Genomic DNA, 17,636 nt, shown 5'->3' on the forward strand with positions numbered 1-17,636 from the left:
TTACGGCGGCGGGGTAGCCTGCGGGCGTGGCCCTGGCCGAGACCTCACACGATGGCGATTTCGATCAATCCCGTTCTCCCGGTGCTATCAGCCCAAGAAGCTGGCGGCGTGGCGCCCGAACTGGTGCTGCAGCCGGGTAGCGTGGTCAACGCCCAGGTCCTGAAAGTGCTATCGGCCGATCTGGTGCGCATTGCGATCGCCAGCCTCTCGATCGACGTGGCCACGGAAATTCCGCTGCAGCAAGGCCAGAACCTGCAGCTTGCGGTATCGCAGACCAAGGACGGCATCCGCCTGGCCGTGGTCGGGCAGGGCAGTGATGCCGCCGGGGCATCCGCCGACGCCGTCACCTTGTCGCCCGATGCGCTGGCCGATGCCGCCGTCAATCGACCGGCCATCGTGTCGGCGAAGAACGTGCTGACGCCGCTGGAGCGCGCTGCCGTCTCCGCCGCCGCCCAAGCGGCGGTTACCGAACAGGACAGCCTGGCGCCGTTGTTTGCCAATCTGGGCGCGGCGGCTTCCTCCGGCAATCTGCCGCCGAAATTGCAATCGGCGATCGCGCAGGTGCTGGCGCAACAGACCAGTCTCGATCAGAACCTCGACGGCGCCGACATCAAGACGGCGTTCCAGAAGTCCGGAATATTCCTCGAAGCCTCGCTCGCGTCGGGCTCAGTTCCTCCAAGCGGCGTACCCGATCTCAAGGCCGCGCTGATCGTGCTGCGTCAGACGCTGCAGTCGGCGCTCGGCGTCAATTCGACGGCCGCCTCGCCGGTGATACCGGCCGGGGCGCAACAAGCTGCGCCGCCGCAGGCCGCCGCGAGCCTTGCGCCGTCCTTGTCGCCCAACGTCGATCTGCCGGAAATTCTGCTGCCGCAGGCGCGATTGCTTGCAGCCGAAAATCTCGCGCTGCCGCTCCAAGCCGCCCGAAGCCCGCTGGCCGCCCCGCCTGATGCCGGCGCAACGCTGAAGCTGCTGCAGGAAGCAATGCAGGAACTTGGCATTCCGGTCCGGGGTGCTCCAGCCACGCCGAAAGACGTCCGGGGCGGCGACGTCACCTTCCACACCAACACGCCGCCGCCACCCATCCGCGGCGGACTGCCGGCCGCACAGCCGATCGCTTCGCCCACCATCGCGCCGCGTGCGCCGCTCGAGGCGACCGCGCATCATCTGCTCGATGATACCGATGCCGCCATCGCGCGGCAGACGCTGCTGCAGGTCGCCTCTTTGCCTGATCGCATCGATGCGGGGCCAAAAGCCGACGTCACGGCGCCACGCTGGAATTTCGAAATTCCCTTCGTGACGCCGCAGGGCACCGCGATGGCGCAGTTCGAGATTTCCCGCGATGGCGGCAGCGAGGCCGTCGAGGCGGTCAAGCGGGTGTGGCGCGCGCGATTTTCCCTCGACGTCGAGCCGGCCGGTCCGGTTCACGCGCTGATATCGCTGACCGGCGACAAGACTTCAGTGCGGATCTGGGCGGAGCGGCCCGCGACCGCAGAGCAACTGCGCGCCGGGACATCGCAATTGAGCGAGGCGCTCAGCCGGGCCGAATTGCAGCCCGGCGACATCGTGATCCGCGACGGCGCGCCGCCGCAAGCCGCGCCCGCCGCCCGTGCCGGTCATTTTCTGGACCGCGCGCTATGAGTGTCGAAACCAGCAGCAAGCTTGCCGTCGCGCTGCATTATGACAAGACCGGCGCGCCGCGGGTCGTGGCGAAGGGCAAGGGCGTCATCGGTGCGAAGATCATCGAGCTCGCCCGGGAACACGACATCCCGATCGAGGAGAACGAAGTGCTGGCGGGCGCCTTGTCCCATGTCGAAATCGGCGATGAAATTCCGCCGGAGCTCTACAAGGCGGTCGCCGAAGTGCTGATCTTCGTGCTGCGGCTGTCGGGCCGGATCCGCTGATCAGTTCCTGCTAATGTCATAGTTTTTCCACGATGCCATCCGCATCGTCGGCATTCCTCAACCAGTTCGGATATCCTCGTGATCAATCGTCGTCATGCGCTCGGTCTCCTTGCCGCGACCACGCTGTTGCCCGCGCGCGGCCTTGCCAATGTCTCCTATCAGCGCAGCGAGTTTCGCGACGATCTCTCCAAGCGGTTTTTCGATCTCGGCACGACCGGCACCTTCGTTGGCTACAAGGTGGATGATTATCTCATCATCGCCAGCGACAAGGTGCGCTCGGGCGAGGGCAGGCTGCCGGCCTCGACGTTCAAGATTGCGAATTCGCTCATCGCGCTGGAGACCGGCGTGGTCGAGGATCCCGACAAGGACGTCTTCAAGTGGGACGGCGTGACGCGCAGCATCGAGCTCTGGAACAAGGATCATACGCTGCGTTCGGCGATCGCGGCTTCGGTGGTGCCGGTGTATCAGGAGATCGCGCGCCGCATCGGGCCGGAGCGCATGCAGAAACATGTCGACCTGTTCGATTATGGCAATCGCGACATCGGCGGCGGCATCGACCAGTTCTGGCTGAGCGGCAATTTGCGCATCGATCCGATCCAGCAGATCGACTTCGTCGACCGGCTGCGGCGCGGCGTTCTGCCGGTCTCCAAGCGCAGCCAGGAATTGACGCGCGATATCCTTCCCGTGACGAAGGTCGGCGACGCCACCATCCGCGCCAAGAGCGGCTTGCTCGGCGCGGAAGCGGGCAAGCCGTCACTCGGCTGGATGGTCGGCTGGGCCGAGAAGGGCAGCCAGCAGACGGTGTTCGCCATGAACATGGACTGCAAGGAGCAAAGCCACATCGCAGCGCGCATGACGGTGGTGCAGCAATGCCTCGCCGATATCGTTGCGATCTAATCTAACTCGCGGTCAGCGCCGGTTCAGCGCCAGCGAGACTGACGTGACGTTCGTGCCTTGGGGCTGGATCGATACCGTCTGCTTGCCGCCACGGGTCGTCAGCGACAGATGGGCCGAAAAATTGTCGCCTCGGGCGGCAGCCTCGACATGATCGCCGGCGGCGCGGCCGGTAAGTGTTCCGGAAGCGTTACGGCTCGCTTCGCTCCATGAGCCCGAAATCGCGCCGCCACGGTATTCGACCTCGCTTGCGAGATCGAAATTGTAACTCTGGCTGGCGCACCTCAGGTTGAGTTGAAGCTGGTCGCCCCTTCCGGTGACGTCGTACGACGCGCGGCAGCGCAATTGCTCGCGTTGTCCGTCACTCGTGCTGAGCACGCCGCCGCCTGACCATGTGCCCGCCATGGCGGTGAAGGGCGAGACGGGTGCGGCCAGCGCCGCGCTGCCGGTCAGACATAACGATGTGGCCACTAAGGCCATTCGTGCGAAATTATATCCAGACATCTTGATGGCTCCTTCGGTTGGGCAATCAACGCTACCAAAGGGTTCACGGTTCCTTCACCGGCAAGTGTGCGGCGAGGTTCCGTTGCCCGAGATTGCAGCAATGCCTCTCCGATGTCCGGGCGATTGGATCGGCGGCCGCGCCCGATCGGCTGGTGCGCGGGAGCAAGTTGTACTAGCTTGCCATGGCTACCAGGGGGATCGTGCATGCCGCATCGTCGCTCGGTGCTATCAGGAGGCTTGGCGTTTTCGCTTTGGCCGGATTGGGGTTGGGCCCAGATGCCACCGGGGCAGGATGTTGCCGCCATCCTCAAGGAGAGGGTGGATGTCGGGCGTGAAACGATGGGCCTCGTTGCCGCTTTCCTCGACGGCGACCGGCACAGCATCACGGCGTATGGTCAATCGGGCTCCCCCGACAATCGGCCGCTCGATGGCGATACGGTCTTCGAGGTCGGCTCGATCACGAAGGTGTTCACGGCGCTCCTGTTTGCCGACATGGTGCTGCGCGGCGAACTTGCACCGGATGATCCTGCGGCGAAATATCTGCCCGGCAGCGTCAGGATGCCCGATTTCGAGGGCGCGCCGATCACGCTGATGGACCTTGCGACCTACACGTCGGGCCTGCCGCGGATGCCGTCGAATTTCGCGCCGAAGGATTGGAGCAATCCCTACATCGACTACACCGCCGAGCGGCTCTACGACTACCTCTCGAACCACAAGCTCGGCCACAAGCCGGGCAAGCACTACGAATACGCCAATCTCGGTTTCGGCCTGCTCGGCCACATCCTCGAACGACGCGCCGGCAAGAGCTACGAGGAGTTGGTGATCTCGCGGATCTGCGCGCCACTCGGCATGGAGGATACGCGCATCACGCTTTCGAATTCGATGCAGCAACGTCTGGCGCGTGGCCACAGCGCGACGCTCGCGCCCGTCGCGAACTGGGATTTTTCAGTGCTCGCCGGTGCCGGTGCGTTCCGCTCGACGGCGAACGATCTGATGAAATTTTTGCGGATGTGCATGAATCCCGATGGGCCGGTTGCCGCTGCGCTGAGGATGACGCTTTCGAAACGGCGTCCGAGAGCGGAGGAGCGTGACGTGGCGCTGGGCTGGTTCATCTCGTCACAGTTCGGCGACGAGGTGGTCTGGCGGAGTGGCGGCACCGGCGGCTATGCAAGCTTCATCGGTTACTCGACCAAGACCCGGCGAAATTGCATCGTGCTCTCCAATGCAGCCGATTATGATCCCAATATCCTGCTTGGCATGCATCTCATCAACGCGGCATACGCGCTTCCAAAGCTTCGCCGTGAGGTGCCGGTCGATCCGGCCGTGCTTGCAACCTATGCCGGGCGTTACCAGGTGTCACCGAACTTCATCCTGACGGTGCGTGCGGAAGGTGCGCGGCTGTTCGTGCGGGGGACGGGTCAGGAAGAGGTCGAGGCCTTCGCCGAGAGCGAGACCGAGTTCTTCAGTCGCGTGCCCGATGCCCAGATCACCTTCGCGCGGCCAGAGCGCGGCGCGGCGCCGTCGTTGACACTGCATCAGAACGGCAAGCATCTGCCGGGCAAGCGGCTGCCTTAGCGCAAGTTCAACTACCCCAGCTTCAACAGCGCCTGCAGGAAATCGCTCACCGCTTTCTGCGCTTCCTTCGCGGTGGCCGGATTGCCGCCGACATGCGGATTGAGCGCGATGCAGGCGTCCTTGTAGGTGAAGGGCGCCTGGGTCTCGGCGTTCACGAGAACGCCGCCTTCGCCTTCCTTGAGCCGGCAATTGCGCGCAGACTGTGCATTGGCTGAAACGGCGATTGTGCTGACGCCGAGCAAGCCGACATCGAAGCCGTGCTGAGAATCCGGATATTCCGTCAGCACCACGTCACGCTTGGCTTCCTGCAGGCGAGCGAGATAGGCCTTGCAGCTCGAGACGGGGTTGTAGTCGTCAGGCGTGCCATGAAAAATCCGGATCGGACGCGCCACGACGTCGGTGTCGGTGGCATAACTCGTCGAACAATCCGGGTAGAACGGAATATAGGCGGCAAATTGCGCGCCGGACTTGTTCCAGAGCTTGTGGAAGCGCTCGAGGCTGGCATAGAGCGTGGCCTGGCCCCCGCGTGAAAATCCCATCAGCACGATGCGATCAGGGTCGACGCGCGGATGCTTGGCGAGGATTTCCAGCGCGCGGTAAATATCGACGATGAAATTGAGGCGGCCGAGTAGGGCCTGGTTCGGGCCGACCATCGTCAGCCCGCGGCCGCTGAAGCCGTCGATCACGAAGGTCGAGATTCCCATCGCATTGAAATGGCGCACCCAGGGATCCATGCCGGCGCCGACGCCGCTTGACCCGTGCATCAGCACCACCACGGGAAGCTTGCCGGTGCCTTGCGCGATGCGGAATTGGCCGGCGACGGTGACCTGCTTGCCGTTGGCATCGCCGGTGAGGAACTGCTGGTCGGAAATCGTCAGCGACGGAATCGCGTAGATTTCAGTGCGCGCCGCGACGTCTTTCGGGATCGATTGTGCTGATGTTTCGATGCAGGTGAATAGCGTAGCGGTGCAAAGGATCGCAGCTCCGGCCGCGCCGCGCCAATTCGTCAGCATCTGTTTCCCTCCAATTATTGGCTGTCCTGCGGCAGCTTTGGGGAGACTACATCAAGCTACAAATCGGCTGTCAATTCGGAGACTTCCCGATCCGCCCCAGATGCGTGAAGCCAAAACCGGTGGTGTATTTCAGCCCGTAGCCCAGCGCGCGATCTAAGCCGATATGGGCCAGCCAGATCATGGCGATCGAGAGTGTAAGCGGCGCGGCGGTGGCAAATCCGGTCGTCATGATCGCCATCGGCGCGAGGTAGCTGTGCGCGGCGTTGTAGACGAAGGCCCCGATTCGCGGTCCGCCCAGATAGGCGGCAAAGCTGAGGTCCGGCACGAAGAACAGCAGGGCGTAGACCCACCACGATCCGTCCCAGATATAATAAAGCAGCGTCATACCGATAAAGAGCGCTAATCCCTCCAGCCGCAGCACCGCTCGCACACCCCCTGTAACGGCGCCCGAGGCGTCGGCGCTTGCGGTATCGGTCATTGCGGTCCCCATAGTCAGGATGCGCATATAGGGGCCGTGGGGCGGTGGTACCAGAGGCCGGGGTGTTTCCGCTTCCGAAAAGGCCGTGCTAGAAGGCCTTCAAATCGTTACTCAAAAAGGCGGGCGGAAGCAGCATGAAGGATATCCTGGACACCCTCGAAGAACGGCGCGCCGGCGCCAAGCTCGGCGGCGGCGAAAAGCGCATCGAGGCGCAGCACGCTCGCGGAAAATTGACCGCCCGCGAGCGCATCGAGCTTCTGCTCGACAAGGGCTCGTTCGAGGAATTCGACATGTTCGTCGAGCACCGCTCGACCGAATTCGGCATGGAGAAGACAAAAGTGCCGGGCGACGGCGTCGTCACCGGCTGGGGCACCGTCAACGGCCGCAAGACTTTTGTGTTCGCCAAGGATTTTACCGTGTTCGGCGGCTCGCTGTCCGAGACCCACGCGTTGAAAATTACAAAGCTACAGGACATGGCGATGAAGGCGAGGGCGCCGATCATCGGCCTCTATGACGCCGGCGGCGCGCGCATCCAGGAAGGCGTGGCCGCACTCGCAGGCTATTCCTATGTGTTCCGCCGCAACGTCATCGCGTCAGGCGTGATCCCGCAGATCTCCGTCATCATGGGCCCCTGCGCCGGCGGCGACGTCTATTCGCCGGCGATGACCGATTTCATCTTCATGGTGAAGAACACCAGCTACATGTTCGTCACCGGCCCCGATGTGGTGAAGACCGTCACCAACGAGGTGGTAACGGCGGAAGAACTCGGCGGCGCCTCGGTGCACGCCACGCGCTCCTCGATTGCGGATGGCGCATTCGAGAACGACGTCGAGACGCTGCTGCAGATGCGCCGGCTGATCGACTTCCTGCCGTCCAACAACACCGACGGCGTGCCGGAATGGCCGAGTTTTGACGACATCGAACGCGTTGACATGTCGCTCGATACGCTGATCCCCGACAATCCGAACAAGCCCTACGACATGAAGGAGCTGATCCAAAAGGTCGTGGACGAGGGCGACTTTTTCGAAATCTCGGAAGCGTTCGCCAAAAACATCGTCACCGGCTTCGGCCGTATCGCCGGCCGCACGGTCGGCTTCGTCGCCAACCAGCCGATGGTGCTGGCGGGCGTGCTCGATAGCGATGCATCGCGGAAGGCCGCGCGCTTCGTCCGCTTCTGCGACGCCTTCAACATCCCGATCGTGACGTTTGTCGACGTGCCGGGCTTCCTGCCGGGCACCGCGCAGGAGTATGGCGGCCTGATCAAGCACGGCGCAAAACTGTTGTTTGCGTACTCGCAATGCACGGTTCCGCTCGTCACCGTCATCACCCGCAAAGCCTATGGCGGCGCGTTCGACGTGATGGCGTCGAAGGAAATCGGGCCGACATGAACTACGCCTGGCCCACCGCGCAGATCGCCGTGATGGGCGCCAAGGGCGCCGTCGAAATCATCTTCCGTGCCGATATGAGCGACCCCGACAAGATCGCCGCCCGCACCAAGGAATACGAAGACCGCTTCCTGTCCCCGTTCATCGCCGCGGAGCGCGGCTATATCGACGACGTCATCATGCCGCATTCGACAAGGAAGCGGATCGCGCGCGCGCTGGCGATGCTTAGGGATAAGAAGGTCGAGATTCCCGCGAAGAAGCACGACAATTTGCCGTTGTGACAGGTGCTGTAGGGTGGGTTAGCGAAGCGTAACCCACCGGCCCCACCAACCGCGCATCGAGACTTCGGTGGGTTACGCTGTGCTAACCCACCCTACGAAGCTTGCTGCGAAGCTCACAAGTTCGCCTACGCCGCCTTGTGCTGCTGCTTCATGAACTCCGTCGCGCGCTTCTTGAGTTCAGTCGGCGATACGTCCTCGATATGGGTGCCGATGTGCCAGCTATTGCCGGCCGGGTCCTTCACGCCGCCGCTGCGGTCGCCATAAAATTGATCCGAGGGCTCCATCAACGATGTCGCGCCGGCCTTGAGCGCCTTCTGATAAACGGCGTCGACGTTGGGTACGTACAGATACAACATGGTGGAGGTTGCTTGTGCACGCTCCGAGGAGTCGGAAATCATCACGATGGAATCTCCGATTTTGTACTCCGCATGCATGACCTTGCCGTCGGGCCGCGTCATCGGCTCGAATACCGGTTCGGCTCCGAAGGCCTCTTTCATGAAGCGAATGACCTTCTCCGCCCCATCGACGACGAGATAAGGCGTGACGGTGTGAAATCCCTTGGGAACCGGCTTTACCTGTGTTGCCATGGCTGTCTCCTCTGGTTTGATGGACTTGATCCATGCAGAACGGCCCAGCCCGCTTATTGTTTTGCCCGGGATTTTCGATCCGGTCTTTGAGCAAAGTGTGGCGGCTGCGGTCCGCGCACCGGTGGTCGCGTCAACGTGTGTCCGCTGCCAGGTTTCCCTAGCCGACGAAGCTAACCCGGCACCAGCGGAACAAAATCATATTCGCCGACCCCCTGCAGAACCAGGAAGGTGAGCGACTTCGTGCTCCCGTTGGTCACCAGATGCGGTCGCGTGGGCCTGACGACATAGACTTCGCCGGGGCTCAAATTCACTTCCTCTTTGGGATCCTGCAGGAACAGCCTCATCCGGCCTTCCAGAACGTAAAAAGTATCGGAGACATTGGTGTGGGTGTGCCACGGCACTTTCTGGGTTGCAGAGAGCTGCAACTCCATGATGCGAAAGCCGGGGCGGGCGGCGTGCTCCGCACGACGCTCGACTTCGTAAAGATGACTGGCGTCCTTGACGGGCTGCGGCTGGTTCATGACGGCCTCCTTCGGATCGTCCGCCCCCATCGCCCAGTGATGCCGCACCACGATAGCCTTGCTCTGCCGTTCGCGAAACTATCAGGGGAGGTCGCCGCGAGCGTAGGATAGGTGGAGCGCAGCGATACCCATCATGATGCATCGACGGCGGGATTTGATGGGTATCGCTTCGCTCCACCCATCCTACACTGCGGTCACTCCTTGTCGTCCCTTATGCGCTGCTCACCCTCACGCAGCCGCTGCGCGATCGCCGTTCGTCTTGGGATCAGCGCGGCTTCGTCGGCGAGCCGTTGCGCAAGGTCGGAATGATATTGCTGTACGACGTCGAGCACCGCTTCCTTGGCGAGTCTTCGGTGGTAGTCGGCCAGGAATCGGTGCAGGTCAGCAAGCTGTTCGTCATCCATCTCTATCGCGCCTCAGCCGCGATGGGCGGAATATACCGCAACCCGTTGATCTCGCACAGCTTGCATCACCCCAATCCCGGTGGGTTTCACCACCCGGCCGAGCCAAGTGGCAGCCGCGGCACGCTCAAGTCGGCACCTGGCCGTCCCTTAACCGTTTGTTAACCATAGAGCCTCTAACTTAAGGGGACTATCCGGTCATCATCAGACGATTCCAGTGCGGTTCGTTCGAGGAGAACAGCCGATGTCCGTTGAGATTCTGACCTATGCAGCCCTGGGCGCCCGCCTGAACATCTCGGCAGTGGCCGCCCGTTCGCTTGCCAGGCGGCTCCGGTTGCCGCGCTCGCTTTCCGAGGATGGGAAGGCGCTGGTGAGCGTTGATCTCGCTGAAGTCAGGCATACGCCACAGCCACCGGGTGGTCACCGGGCGGGCGAGGCCGCTCAGTTGAGGGCACTCATCGTAACGCTGCAGGCCGAGGTCGCGCAGTTGGAGGCCAGGGCAGCCGATCACCGCGCAGATTTCGAGCACGAACGCCAGCGCGCCGATCACCTGATCGCGGAGCTGCTGCAGGCGACTGCTGAAACCACCGCCGCCAGGGAGGCGACGGCGCGGCTCGAGGGGGAGGTGGCAGCTCTTCGGACCGCTCTCCGAACTAGCAGTTCTGACGAGAATCACGGACATTCTGCGCGCCGGGTGGGGCATCTGGCTGCGAGCTTGGTGGAAGCAGACCGCAAGGCTGCTCGTGGGTAACAAATCTCTTCCTATTCCGCGGTTTGGCGGAGCAACCGTGGGGCAAAAATGGGTGGCACCGATATTCGCGAGTTGAGGGCGCGCATTATCGTGTTCGGGGTGGGAGGTGCCGGCGGCAATGCCGTCAACAACATGATCGACGCGGGGCTTGAAGGCGTCGAATTCATCGTCGCCAATACCGACGCCCAGGCGCTCACCAGTTCGAAGGCCAGGCGCGTCATCCAGATGGGCACGCAGGTCACCGGAGGCCTTGGCGCCGGTGCCCAGCCCGATATCGGCCGTGCCGCGGCGGAAGAGGCCATCGACGAGATCCGCGATCATCTGACCGGCGCGCACATGGTGTTCATCACCGCCGGCATGGGCGGCGGAACCGGCACCGGAGCCGCGCCCGTCATCGCCAGGACGGCGCGTGAACTCGGCATTCTCACCATCGGCGTCGTCACCAAGCCGTTCCAGTTCGAGGGCCAGCGCCGCATGCGCTATGCCGAAGCCGGCATCGCGGAACTCTTGAAGGCGGTGGACACCCTCCTGATCATCCCGAACCAGAACCTGTTCCGGGTGGCCAACGAGAAGACGTCCTTTGCCGATGCCTTCGCGATGGCCGACCAGGTGCTTTATTCGGGCGTGGCCTGCATCAGCGACCTCATCGTCAAGGAAGGCCTGATCAATCTCGATTTCGCCGACGTCCTCTCGGTCATGCGCGAGAAGGGCAAGGCCATGATGGGCAGGGGCGAGGCTTCCGGCGACAAGCGCGTGCTCAACGCTGCGGTAGCGGCGATTTCCAACCCGTTGATCGAGAATCCCTCGATCAAGCGCGCCAGCGGCCTGATCGTTTCCATCACCGGCGGCAGGGATCTGACGCTGTTCGAGGTGGACGAAGCCGCCACCCGCATTCGCGACGAGGCCGATCAGGACGCCAACATCATCGTCGGCGCGACCTTCGATGCCACCCTCGAAGGCATCGTCCGCGTTTCGGTCGTGGCCACTGGCATCGACAATCTCGACGCGACAGGCCAGACGCAAGCCGCGGAAGGCCTGCTCACGGACCTCGCCGGCAGGCTGAGCAACGACCGGCGTCGCATCGCCGAGCGTAACGTGCCGCCGCAATTCGCCAACCCGCCCTCGCTCATCCCGCCGCCGCGCCACCTCGAAGCGCGGCCGCCGATCGCCCAACAGGCGCGGCATGCGGCACCGCAGCGCCTCGATCCCCACGGTCGCGCTTCTCCCGCGCGCGCTCCGATCGAGGAAAAGGTTCTGGATATCCCGGCTTTCCTGGGCAGCAAGGCCAACTGACCCGCCATAAGTCTACTCGCTTTGAGGTTGCTAAGCCGCTACGATGCGACTTCAACAAGTCCGTCGTCGAGGCACCCAGGCGGTGCCTCTAATGCCCAAAATCGGTCCTATACTTTCCATCCTCCAGCCTTGCTTTGGTCAAAACGGCGGTAGGGAGTGTCTAAAATCCGACGACCGTCCATTCAGGTGATCGCAAACCGGGCAGGAGGCGCTCATGGATACCGCGGTAAATACCAGGCAAACCGATCCACGCGATGTTAATCCGGGACTGTCCACGCAAGACATCGAGCTGGTCGCGCGCGCCGATGAACGGCTCGCGCATGCTTATGAAAAGATCGCCCGCGCGGATGAAGCGCTTGCGCTTGTCAATGAACAGATTTCCAGGCTGGAGAAAAAGCCCGTTGACAAGCTTCGTCAGCCATCGCGCGGCAGGCCGGCGCTGCGCGGCTTTGTCGGTCTGCTGTTGACAGCGGGCATCTGTATCGCTGCTTTCGCTTCGCAATCTTATGGCGAGGCGGCGAGGCTGATGATCGCCCCGTGGGTACCGCAGCTTGCTCCGGCTTCATCGTTGCCATCGGAAACACCGAAGCTCGCCGCCCAGCAGAGCGAGCCTACCGTTCTGGTAGCTGCGGCGGATGCTTTGGTTTCGCAATTGCCACCTCCGGCCCAGGCCGCACCGCAAGACGCAGCAGCCGCCCCGGTCTCTCCCGAGGTGACACAGTTGCTTCAAACGATGGCGCGTGATCTCGCCAACGTGCAGCAGAAGATCGAACAGCTCAAGGCTGGCCAGGAAGAATTGGTCCGCGAAAATGCCAGCACCGCCCAGCAGCTCAAGGCAAACCAGGAGCAATTGGCGCACGTGATCGCGAACGCCTCCGCGCAACAGCCGCGGCCCAAAGCAGCAGCGACGACTGCAGCCAATCCGTCACCGCCAATTGCCGGCTCTTCGCGTAAGCCCGTGTCGACGCCTCCGCCGACACAAGCCAGAGTGCAAGCGCGAGCGCCGATGCAGTTGCAGTCCGGACAACAATAGCTTTCGCCGGCGCTGGCCGAAGGCTTGTCCTGCTGCCGGCAGAAGGGACAGGGACGAACTCGGACAGAGTATGTTCACTCTGCCCAAGGACTGGACAACTTGTTCCACCGGGGCTTCGATCCTAGATAGCGGACGGTGCCTTCGATTTTGGATGGCCGCATGATCATGAAGATCTTGCTGCTGCTCGTTCTGTCCCTGGTTGTCGTCGCGCGGGAGGCGACGGCACAGGAAGTGGAATGTGACCGCGAACGCGCGGCCATGGTCGAATCCGTCCGGGCCTACGCCCGTCGTTCCCATGCCAGTGCTTTGGGACAACAGGGCCTCTCCGAGAGAGTTCTTGAGGCCATGGCGCGAACGAAACGCCATCTGTTCATCCCTGAGCGGTCCTGCTCCATTGCATATGCGGACAGGCCGGCTTCGATCGGCCACGGCCAGACCATATCGCAGCCGTTCATCGTGGCCTTGATGACAGAGTTGGCCGGGGTCGCGCCCGATCATGTCGTGCTTGAGGTCGGTACGGGTTCGGGCTACCAGGCCGCCATCCTTGCGCATCTGGCACGGAAGGTCTGCACCATCGAGATCGTCCAATCATTGGCCGACACCGCCGCGAAAACACTCAGAGAGCTCGCATATGACAATGTGAGCGTCAGGCATGGCGATGGCTATGCTGGCTGGCCCGAATGCGGTCCTTTTGATGCAATCGTCGTAACCGCGGCACTTGGCGAGGTGCCGCCGCCGCTGATCGAGCAGCTTAAAGTGGGTGGCCAGCTCGTCATGCCGGTGGGATCCGCCTACACCAGTCAGCAACTCACGGTCGTCGAAAAAGTCGCCCCCGACAAGACGACGACGCGCGCCGTTGCCCTCGTGCGCTTTGTGCCCTTTACGCGTTCAAAAGATTAAGAGCCGGTACGGCGGCTCAGATAGAAAAAAGCAGGGAGGAGGCCGTGAGCGGTGCAAGGCTGAAACATTACGGCTGGGGACGCGAAGACGAAGGCATGACTGCCGAGGAGCAGGCCTTTGTGCTCGGCCGCTACAGCGAAAAATTTGCGCGCGATGCATTTGAGACAAAAGTCGTCCCGCGTCTGGAGGACCTGACATTGCGCGCGCCGCGCGTGGTAGCACCGGCCTCACTTGCCGCTTATTGCACGAGCGACCGATACGACCGCGTCGCGCATGCCTACGGCAAATCCTATCCAGACTACGTGCGAGCCATGCTCGGCGATTACGATAGCGCGCCCGACGTGGTCGCCTATCCAAGAAACGAAGCAGAGATTGCCGCTGTCATGGACTGGGCCGGTGGTGTCAGGGCGTCGCTTACGCCGTTCGGGGGCGGCTCGAGCGTTTGCGGTGGTGTCGAGCCGCGCGTTGACGGTATCAGCTACAAGGCGGCCGTCACACTGGACTTACGCAATCTCGGCAAGGTCGTTGAGGTGGATCAGATATCGCGCGCCGCACTGATCGAAGGTGGTGCCTTTGGTCCATCGCTGGAGAACCAGCTTAAGCCGTATGGCGTCACGTTGCGTCATTTTCCGCAGAGTTTCGCGTATTCAACCCTTGGCGGCTGGATCGCGACGCGGTCGGGCGGTCATTTCGCCAGTCTCTACACGCACATCGACGATTTCGTTGAAAGCCTGCGTGTCGTGACGCCGCGCGGCATAATGGAAACGCGTCGCCTGCCGGGATCGGGTGCCGGACCGAGCCCCGACCGCATGTTCATAGGCTCCGAAGGAACGCTCGGCGTGATTTCGCGCGCCTGGATGCGATTGCAGCCGCGCCCGAAATTCCGTGCTGGCGCATCGGTTCGTTTCGACTCGTTCTTCGGTGCCGCCCGCGCGCTGCGCGCGATCGCACAGGCCGGCCTCTATCCATCGAACTGCCGCATCCTTGACGCGCAAGAGGCATTCAACACCGGGGCTGCCGACGGCAGCGTCGCGATTATGGTGCTCGGCTTTGAATCGGGCGATCATTCGCCGGATGCCTGGATGGCACGCGCGCTCGAATGCTGCGCCGACCATGGTGGGATACCGGAGGCGTCAAAGGCCGGCGATGCACATCTCGAAGGCGCGGCAGGAATCTGGCGCAACGCATTTATTCGTATGCCCTATGCGCGCGAGTTCCTGACGCCGGCCGGCATCATCAACGACACCTTTGAGACCGCCATCACCTGGGAGCGGTTCGAAAGTTTCCACGACAAGGTGAAGGCGGCGACGGAGGATGCGATCCTTGAGGCGACTGGCGTAAAGGGCGAGGTCACATGCCGCTTCACTCATGTCTATCCGGACGGCCCCGCGCCGTATTTCTCTTTCCATGCGCTCGGCCGCCACGGTGCTCTGCTGGAACAGTGGCAGGCAATCAAGAATGCGGCCAGCGATGCGCTGATCGAGGCGGGCGGTACGATCACGCATCATCACGCTGTTGGCCGTGATCATCGTCCCTGGTACGATCGTCAGCGCCCGGAGCTTTTCGCGGCCGCGCTTCGGGCCGCAAAAAGAGAGCTCGATCCGCAAGGCATGCTCAACCCTGGAGTGCTCATCGATCCGTAAGGCGATCGACGCGCCAACAAAAACATGGAGAAGCGGCAGAGGCTCGCGTCAGACATCTCGCGGGCCTCCTTTTTCCGAAGCTAGGACGCTGGTGTCGCCTTAGCCGGCAATTCGTTACTGGCGGCTATCCGACGACCTGGAAGGCGTCAGCGGCACGCAGCACGGTGCCGTCCTCCCAATGGCGTCCGATCAGCATCATGCCGACAGGGAGCCCAGCCGACATGCCAGCCGGAACCGTGGCGGCCGGATGGCCAGTGACGTCGAACGGGCAAGTGTTGGATATCATTTCGAGTGCCCGCGCAACGTAGTCCTCGCGGCTCGCGTCCGGGGCTGGGAGCAGCGTAGCTTTCAAGGGTAATGTCGGCATGAGCAGGAGATCGACGCCGCTGAGCGCCTCATCATAGGCGGCGCGGAGCACGCGCGCGAGGTTTTGGGCCTTGGCGTAGTAGCGGCCCTGGTAGTTGTCCTGCATGTACTGGCCGAGCAGGATGACAAGCTTGACGGTCTCCGAAAGGTCGTTGGCGCGCACCCGCCGGCTCCGGCCGTAGAAGTCCAGAAGGGAAGTTGTGTAGTGCCCTTTCCAGTTGGTTCCCATGCTGTTGCCCGCAACCATCAGCATCGTGGCGCCCTCGACGGCAATGGCGTTCCAGATATGGATGCCGTCGCGGTGGAGAGGGATCGACAGCTCGGTCACGGTTGCCCCCGCTCGGGTCAGGCGCTGCGCCGCCTCGCGCACCATGGCGTCGACATCGGGCTCGGAGTTGGGCCAGCCAAACCCTTCCTTAACGATCCCGATCCGGAGGCCGCGGGCGTGTCCGCTGAGCTGCTTGGTATAGGCTTCCGTACGCAGTCCCGCCGGTTGGCGTGGGTCGAAGCCATCGAATCCGGCGAGCACCTCGAGAAGCTGCGCGGCATCACCGGCGGTGCGGGCAATGGGCCCGGTATGATCGAGTGTCAATTCGATCGGGAAGACGCCCGTGTATGGTACAAGCCCGTGGGTGGGCTTGTGGCCAACTGCTCCGCAGAAAGAGCTGGGAATTCGGATCGACCCGCCCTGGTCGCCCCCGATGGCCATGTCGCACTCGCCGGCGACGACGAGCGCCGCGCTGCCACTGGAGGAGCCTCCGGCAGATCGCTTCGGGTCGTGCGGGTTAAGCACGGGCCCGGTGTCGGAGGTATGGCTACCGCCCGAGAAGCAAAGATGCTCACACACGGCTTTGCCGACGATCTCCCCACCGGCATCGAGGATGCGGGTCACAATGGTCGCGTCCACATCGGGGACGTAGCCCTCCAGCACGTTGGAACCGTTCATCATCGGGATGCCGGCGACGCACACATTGTCTTTGATGGCGATTTTCTTGCCCGCCAGAGGTCCCGACGTTGCGCCCTTGATCGAGCACCTCCAGTACCAGGCGTTGAGCCGATTGTCCGAGGCAGGTGGACGGAAGCCCACGTCCCGCGGGTACTTCACCACCAATGCCGGCTCCGCGAACTGGTCGAGGCGACGGTATGACGCGAGCACACCGTCCATAAGGTTGCGGAACGACGTCAGATCGTCGCGGCTGAGATTCAAGTTGTAGGATTTGGCGACGCGCTCCAGTTCAGGCAGCGGTGGCTTGCGCAGAATTCGCGGCGCCGTCGCCGTCGGGGGTGCTTGCATGCTCGCCGCGGTGGCCGCTCGAACGGACGTCGTCGCGGCGACGACGGTTGCCGTTACCCCGGCCGTGCCGGCATGAAGGAAGCGACGGCGCGAATAGTTTGGCGATGCTCTCATAGCATATCCCTCCTTCGACCAATGGGTTGACTTCTCGATTCCCCGCTCGCTCTGAAGTGTCGGGACCGACGGGGTCAGTGGCCCCGACGGTCACTAAACGGAGGCTGCCGACGCTGCGGCCGGCGTGCCAAGCTGCAACATCCCAATGAGCTTTTGCATCCGGACAGGGTTGCGGCGCAGCAGCCGCATGAGATCGGGAAGTGAAGATGTGCGGAGTTAAGACCGCTACCGGATGCCTCCAGCATCCACGCGCGACTACGGAGCGACGCGCTGTCCGACAGGCAGATTATCGTGCAGCCAGCGGCGATCTTCAAGAGCTTGTGGCTGTCGCCGCACTCGTGAGCCATGTTGCAGAGCACTCGACCGTCGCGACACACGCGCGGTCAAGCTACGCGCGCGATGTCGCTTCCTGGACCCAAAGCAGACATCGGCACCATCTCGCAAACAACTCGCCGTGCGTTGTAGGCCGAGCGGACATGGGGGCCTGTGCTTGAAGCGACGATGCCGCCATCGACGCTCGGAAAGGTCGTGCGGTCGATGGCGAGGACGTCCAGTCCGTCGCGGGCGAGCATAAGCGCGAGAGCGGACCCGGCGCAGCGCGCGCCGATGATCACGACGTCGTACATTGTTGAGCTTGAGGTAGAGATCAAGACCTCGATCGATTTGCTGCGCGTTCTCCGCGCCCACGCCGGTATAAGGCAA

The 17,636-nt window shown here is 62.9% G+C and carries 17 protein-coding genes and 1 pseudogene; 10 read left to right on the forward strand and 8 right to left on the reverse strand.

All coding sequences use genetic code 11. The features are described 5' to 3' along the window. The first annotated feature begins 51 nt into the window (after window positions 1-51). The 3 genes from fliK (at window position 52) to V1292_RS21215 (ending at window position 2,798) form a co-directional block, all read left to right on the forward strand. Window positions 52-1,638: a flagellar hook-length control protein FliK gene (gene fliK / locus V1292_RS21205; protein WP_334374621.1), complete on the forward strand. Its 1,587-nt coding sequence runs from the start codon at window positions 52-54 to the stop codon at window positions 1,636-1,638. After that, the gene (locus V1292_RS21210; RefSeq protein ID WP_334374623.1) at window positions 1,635-1,901 is read left to right on the forward strand and encodes an EscU/YscU/HrcU family type III secretion system export apparatus switch protein; all 267 of its coding nucleotides are present in this window, start codon (window positions 1,635-1,637) and stop codon (window positions 1,899-1,901) included. The genes fliK and V1292_RS21210 overlap by 4 nt, the downstream gene beginning before the upstream one ends. Window positions 1,902-1,979: 78 nt before the next feature. Beyond that, window positions 1,980-2,798 (forward strand): penicillin-binding transpeptidase domain-containing protein, encoded by an 819-nt coding sequence (locus V1292_RS21215; protein WP_334374624.1) that lies wholly within the window; start codon window positions 1,980-1,982, stop codon window positions 2,796-2,798. 12 nt (window positions 2,799-2,810) lie between these two features. On the opposite strand, the gene V1292_RS21220 is transcribed toward V1292_RS21215, so the two are convergent. Further along, window positions 2,811-3,275 (reverse strand): hypothetical protein, encoded by a 465-nt coding sequence (locus V1292_RS21220; RefSeq protein ID WP_334377111.1) that lies wholly within the window; start codon window positions 3,273-3,275, stop codon window positions 2,811-2,813. A 228-nt stretch (window positions 3,276-3,503) separates the two neighbouring features. On the opposite strand from V1292_RS21220, the gene V1292_RS21225 reads away from it, so the two are divergent. Next, the gene (locus V1292_RS21225) at window positions 3,504-4,874 is read left to right on the forward strand and encodes a serine hydrolase (protein WP_334374625.1); all 1,371 of its coding nucleotides are present in this window, start codon (window positions 3,504-3,506) and stop codon (window positions 4,872-4,874) included. 11 nt (window positions 4,875-4,885) lie between these two features. Here V1292_RS21225 and V1292_RS21230 read toward each other — a convergent pair whose 3' ends face one another. Together V1292_RS21230 and V1292_RS21235 are read right to left on the reverse strand one after the other, a co-directional pair. Beyond that, entirely contained in the window at window positions 4,886-5,887 is a 1,002-nt protein-coding gene (locus V1292_RS21230) for a dienelactone hydrolase family protein (RefSeq protein ID WP_334374626.1), read from the reverse strand. Between the two features lie 70 nt (window positions 5,888-5,957). Further along, on the reverse strand, window positions 5,958-6,365 hold the full coding sequence (locus V1292_RS21235) for a DUF4260 domain-containing protein (protein ID WP_334374627.1): 408 nt from the start codon (window positions 6,363-6,365) through the stop codon (window positions 5,958-5,960). Window positions 6,366-6,499: 134 nt separating this feature from the next. Between V1292_RS21235 and V1292_RS21240 the strand changes: the two are divergent. Next, window positions 6,500-8,031 (forward strand): annotated as a pseudogene (locus tag V1292_RS21240) (acyl-CoA carboxylase subunit beta). Between the two features lie 125 nt (window positions 8,032-8,156). Here V1292_RS21240 and V1292_RS21245 read toward each other — a convergent pair. From V1292_RS21245 to V1292_RS21255, 3 genes are all read right to left on the reverse strand, one after another. Next, on the reverse strand, window positions 8,157-8,618 hold the full coding sequence (locus tag V1292_RS21245; RefSeq protein WP_334374628.1) for a VOC family protein: 462 nt from the start codon (window positions 8,616-8,618) through the stop codon (window positions 8,157-8,159). 170 nt (window positions 8,619-8,788) lie between these two features. Beyond that, a complete protein-coding gene (locus V1292_RS21250) occupies window positions 8,789-9,139 on the reverse strand; it encodes a cupin domain-containing protein (protein WP_334374629.1) in 351 nt (116 codons plus the stop codon). A 194-nt stretch (window positions 9,140-9,333) separates the two neighbouring features. Further along, window positions 9,334-9,543, reverse strand: a complete 210-nt coding sequence (locus tag V1292_RS21255) for a hypothetical protein (protein ID WP_028349009.1) — start codon at window positions 9,541-9,543, stop codon at window positions 9,334-9,336. A 241-nt stretch (window positions 9,544-9,784) separates the two neighbouring features. On the opposite strand from V1292_RS21255, the gene V1292_RS21260 reads away from it, so the two are divergent. The 5 genes from V1292_RS21260 to V1292_RS21280 all read left to right on the forward strand — a co-directional run bounded on the left by V1292_RS21260 (window position 9,785) and on the right by V1292_RS21280 (window position 15,160). Continuing rightward, on the forward strand, window positions 9,785-10,291 hold the full coding sequence (locus V1292_RS21260) for a hypothetical protein (protein WP_334374630.1): 507 nt from the start codon (window positions 9,785-9,787) through the stop codon (window positions 10,289-10,291). A 48-nt stretch (window positions 10,292-10,339) separates the two neighbouring features. Next, window positions 10,340-11,584 carry a cell division protein FtsZ gene (gene ftsZ / locus V1292_RS21265; protein WP_334374631.1) on the forward strand — a complete coding sequence of 415 codons (1,245 nt, stop codon included), beginning with the start codon at window positions 10,340-10,342 and terminating at the stop codon, window positions 11,582-11,584. Window positions 11,585-11,798: 214 nt separating this feature from the next. Next, the gene (locus V1292_RS21270) at window positions 11,799-12,617 is read left to right on the forward strand and encodes a hypothetical protein (RefSeq protein ID WP_334374632.1); all 819 of its coding nucleotides are present in this window, start codon (window positions 11,799-11,801) and stop codon (window positions 12,615-12,617) included. A 159-nt stretch (window positions 12,618-12,776) separates the two neighbouring features. Beyond that, window positions 12,777-13,517, forward strand: coding sequence for a protein-L-isoaspartate(D-aspartate) O-methyltransferase (locus V1292_RS21275; RefSeq protein ID WP_334374633.1), 741 nt, complete (start codon window positions 12,777-12,779; stop codon window positions 13,515-13,517). Between the two features lie 95 nt (window positions 13,518-13,612). Continuing rightward, entirely contained in the window at window positions 13,613-15,160 is a 1,548-nt protein-coding gene (locus V1292_RS21280) for an FAD-binding oxidoreductase (RefSeq protein WP_334377112.1), read from the forward strand. A gap of 124 nt (window positions 15,161-15,284) precedes the next feature. On the opposite strand, the gene V1292_RS21285 is transcribed toward V1292_RS21280, so the two are convergent. Further along, window positions 15,285-16,820, reverse strand: coding sequence for an amidase (locus V1292_RS21285; RefSeq protein ID WP_334377113.1), 1,536 nt, complete (start codon window positions 16,818-16,820; stop codon window positions 15,285-15,287). A 497-nt stretch (window positions 16,821-17,317) separates the two neighbouring features. After that, window positions 17,318-17,560 carry an FAD-dependent monooxygenase gene (locus V1292_RS21290; RefSeq protein WP_334374634.1) on the reverse strand — a complete coding sequence of 81 codons (243 nt, stop codon included), beginning with the start codon at window positions 17,558-17,560 and terminating at the stop codon, window positions 17,318-17,320. Between the last annotated feature and the right edge of the window lie 76 nt (window positions 17,561-17,636).

The sequence above is a fragment of the Bradyrhizobium sp. AZCC 1719 genome, assembly GCF_036924525.1.
GTDB lineage: Bacteria > Pseudomonadota > Alphaproteobacteria > Rhizobiales > Xanthobacteraceae > Bradyrhizobium.

What these genes read in the sequence shown, in the direction of transcription:
- V1292_RS21210 (WP_334374623.1), top strand. Translation starts at nt 1,635, where the DNA reads ATGAGTGTCGAAACCAGCAGCAAGCTTGCCGTCGCGCTGCATTATGAC.
- fliK (WP_334374621.1), top strand. Translation starts at nt 52, where the DNA reads ATGGCGATTTCGATCAATCCCGTTCTCCCGGTGCTATCAGCCCAAGAA.
- V1292_RS21290 (WP_334374634.1), bottom strand. Translation starts at nt 17,560, where the DNA reads ATGTACGACGTCGTGATCATCGGCGCGCGCTGCGCCGGGTCCGCTCTC.
- V1292_RS21280 (WP_334377112.1), top strand. Translation starts at nt 13,613, where the DNA reads ATGACTGCCGAGGAGCAGGCCTTTGTGCTCGGCCGCTACAGCGAAAAA.
- V1292_RS21255 (WP_028349009.1), bottom strand. Translation starts at nt 9,543, where the DNA reads ATGGATGACGAACAGCTTGCTGACCTGCACCGATTCCTGGCCGACTAC.
- V1292_RS21220 (WP_334377111.1), bottom strand. Translation starts at nt 3,275, where the DNA reads ATGGCCTTAGTGGCCACATCGTTATGTCTGACCGGCAGCGCGGCGCTG.
- V1292_RS21260 (WP_334374630.1), top strand. Translation starts at nt 9,785, where the DNA reads ATGTCCGTTGAGATTCTGACCTATGCAGCCCTGGGCGCCCGCCTGAAC.
- V1292_RS21230 (WP_334374626.1), bottom strand. Translation starts at nt 5,887, where the DNA reads ATGCTGACGAATTGGCGCGGCGCGGCCGGAGCTGCGATCCTTTGCACC.
- V1292_RS21225 (WP_334374625.1), top strand. Translation starts at nt 3,504, where the DNA reads ATGCCGCATCGTCGCTCGGTGCTATCAGGAGGCTTGGCGTTTTCGCTT.
- V1292_RS21250 (WP_334374629.1), bottom strand. Translation starts at nt 9,139, where the DNA reads ATGAACCAGCCGCAGCCCGTCAAGGACGCCAGTCATCTTTACGAAGTC.
- V1292_RS21275 (WP_334374633.1), top strand. Translation starts at nt 12,777, where the DNA reads ATGATCATGAAGATCTTGCTGCTGCTCGTTCTGTCCCTGGTTGTCGTC.
- ftsZ (WP_334374631.1), top strand. Translation starts at nt 10,340, where the DNA reads ATGGGTGGCACCGATATTCGCGAGTTGAGGGCGCGCATTATCGTGTTC.
- V1292_RS21270 (WP_334374632.1), top strand. Translation starts at nt 11,799, where the DNA reads ATGGATACCGCGGTAAATACCAGGCAAACCGATCCACGCGATGTTAAT.
- V1292_RS21235 (WP_334374627.1), bottom strand. Translation starts at nt 6,365, where the DNA reads ATGACCGATACCGCAAGCGCCGACGCCTCGGGCGCCGTTACAGGGGGT.
- V1292_RS21285 (WP_334377113.1), bottom strand. Translation starts at nt 16,820, where the DNA reads ATGCAAGCACCCCCGACGGCGACGGCGCCGCGAATTCTGCGCAAGCCA.
- V1292_RS21245 (WP_334374628.1), bottom strand. Translation starts at nt 8,618, where the DNA reads ATGGCAACACAGGTAAAGCCGGTTCCCAAGGGATTTCACACCGTCACG.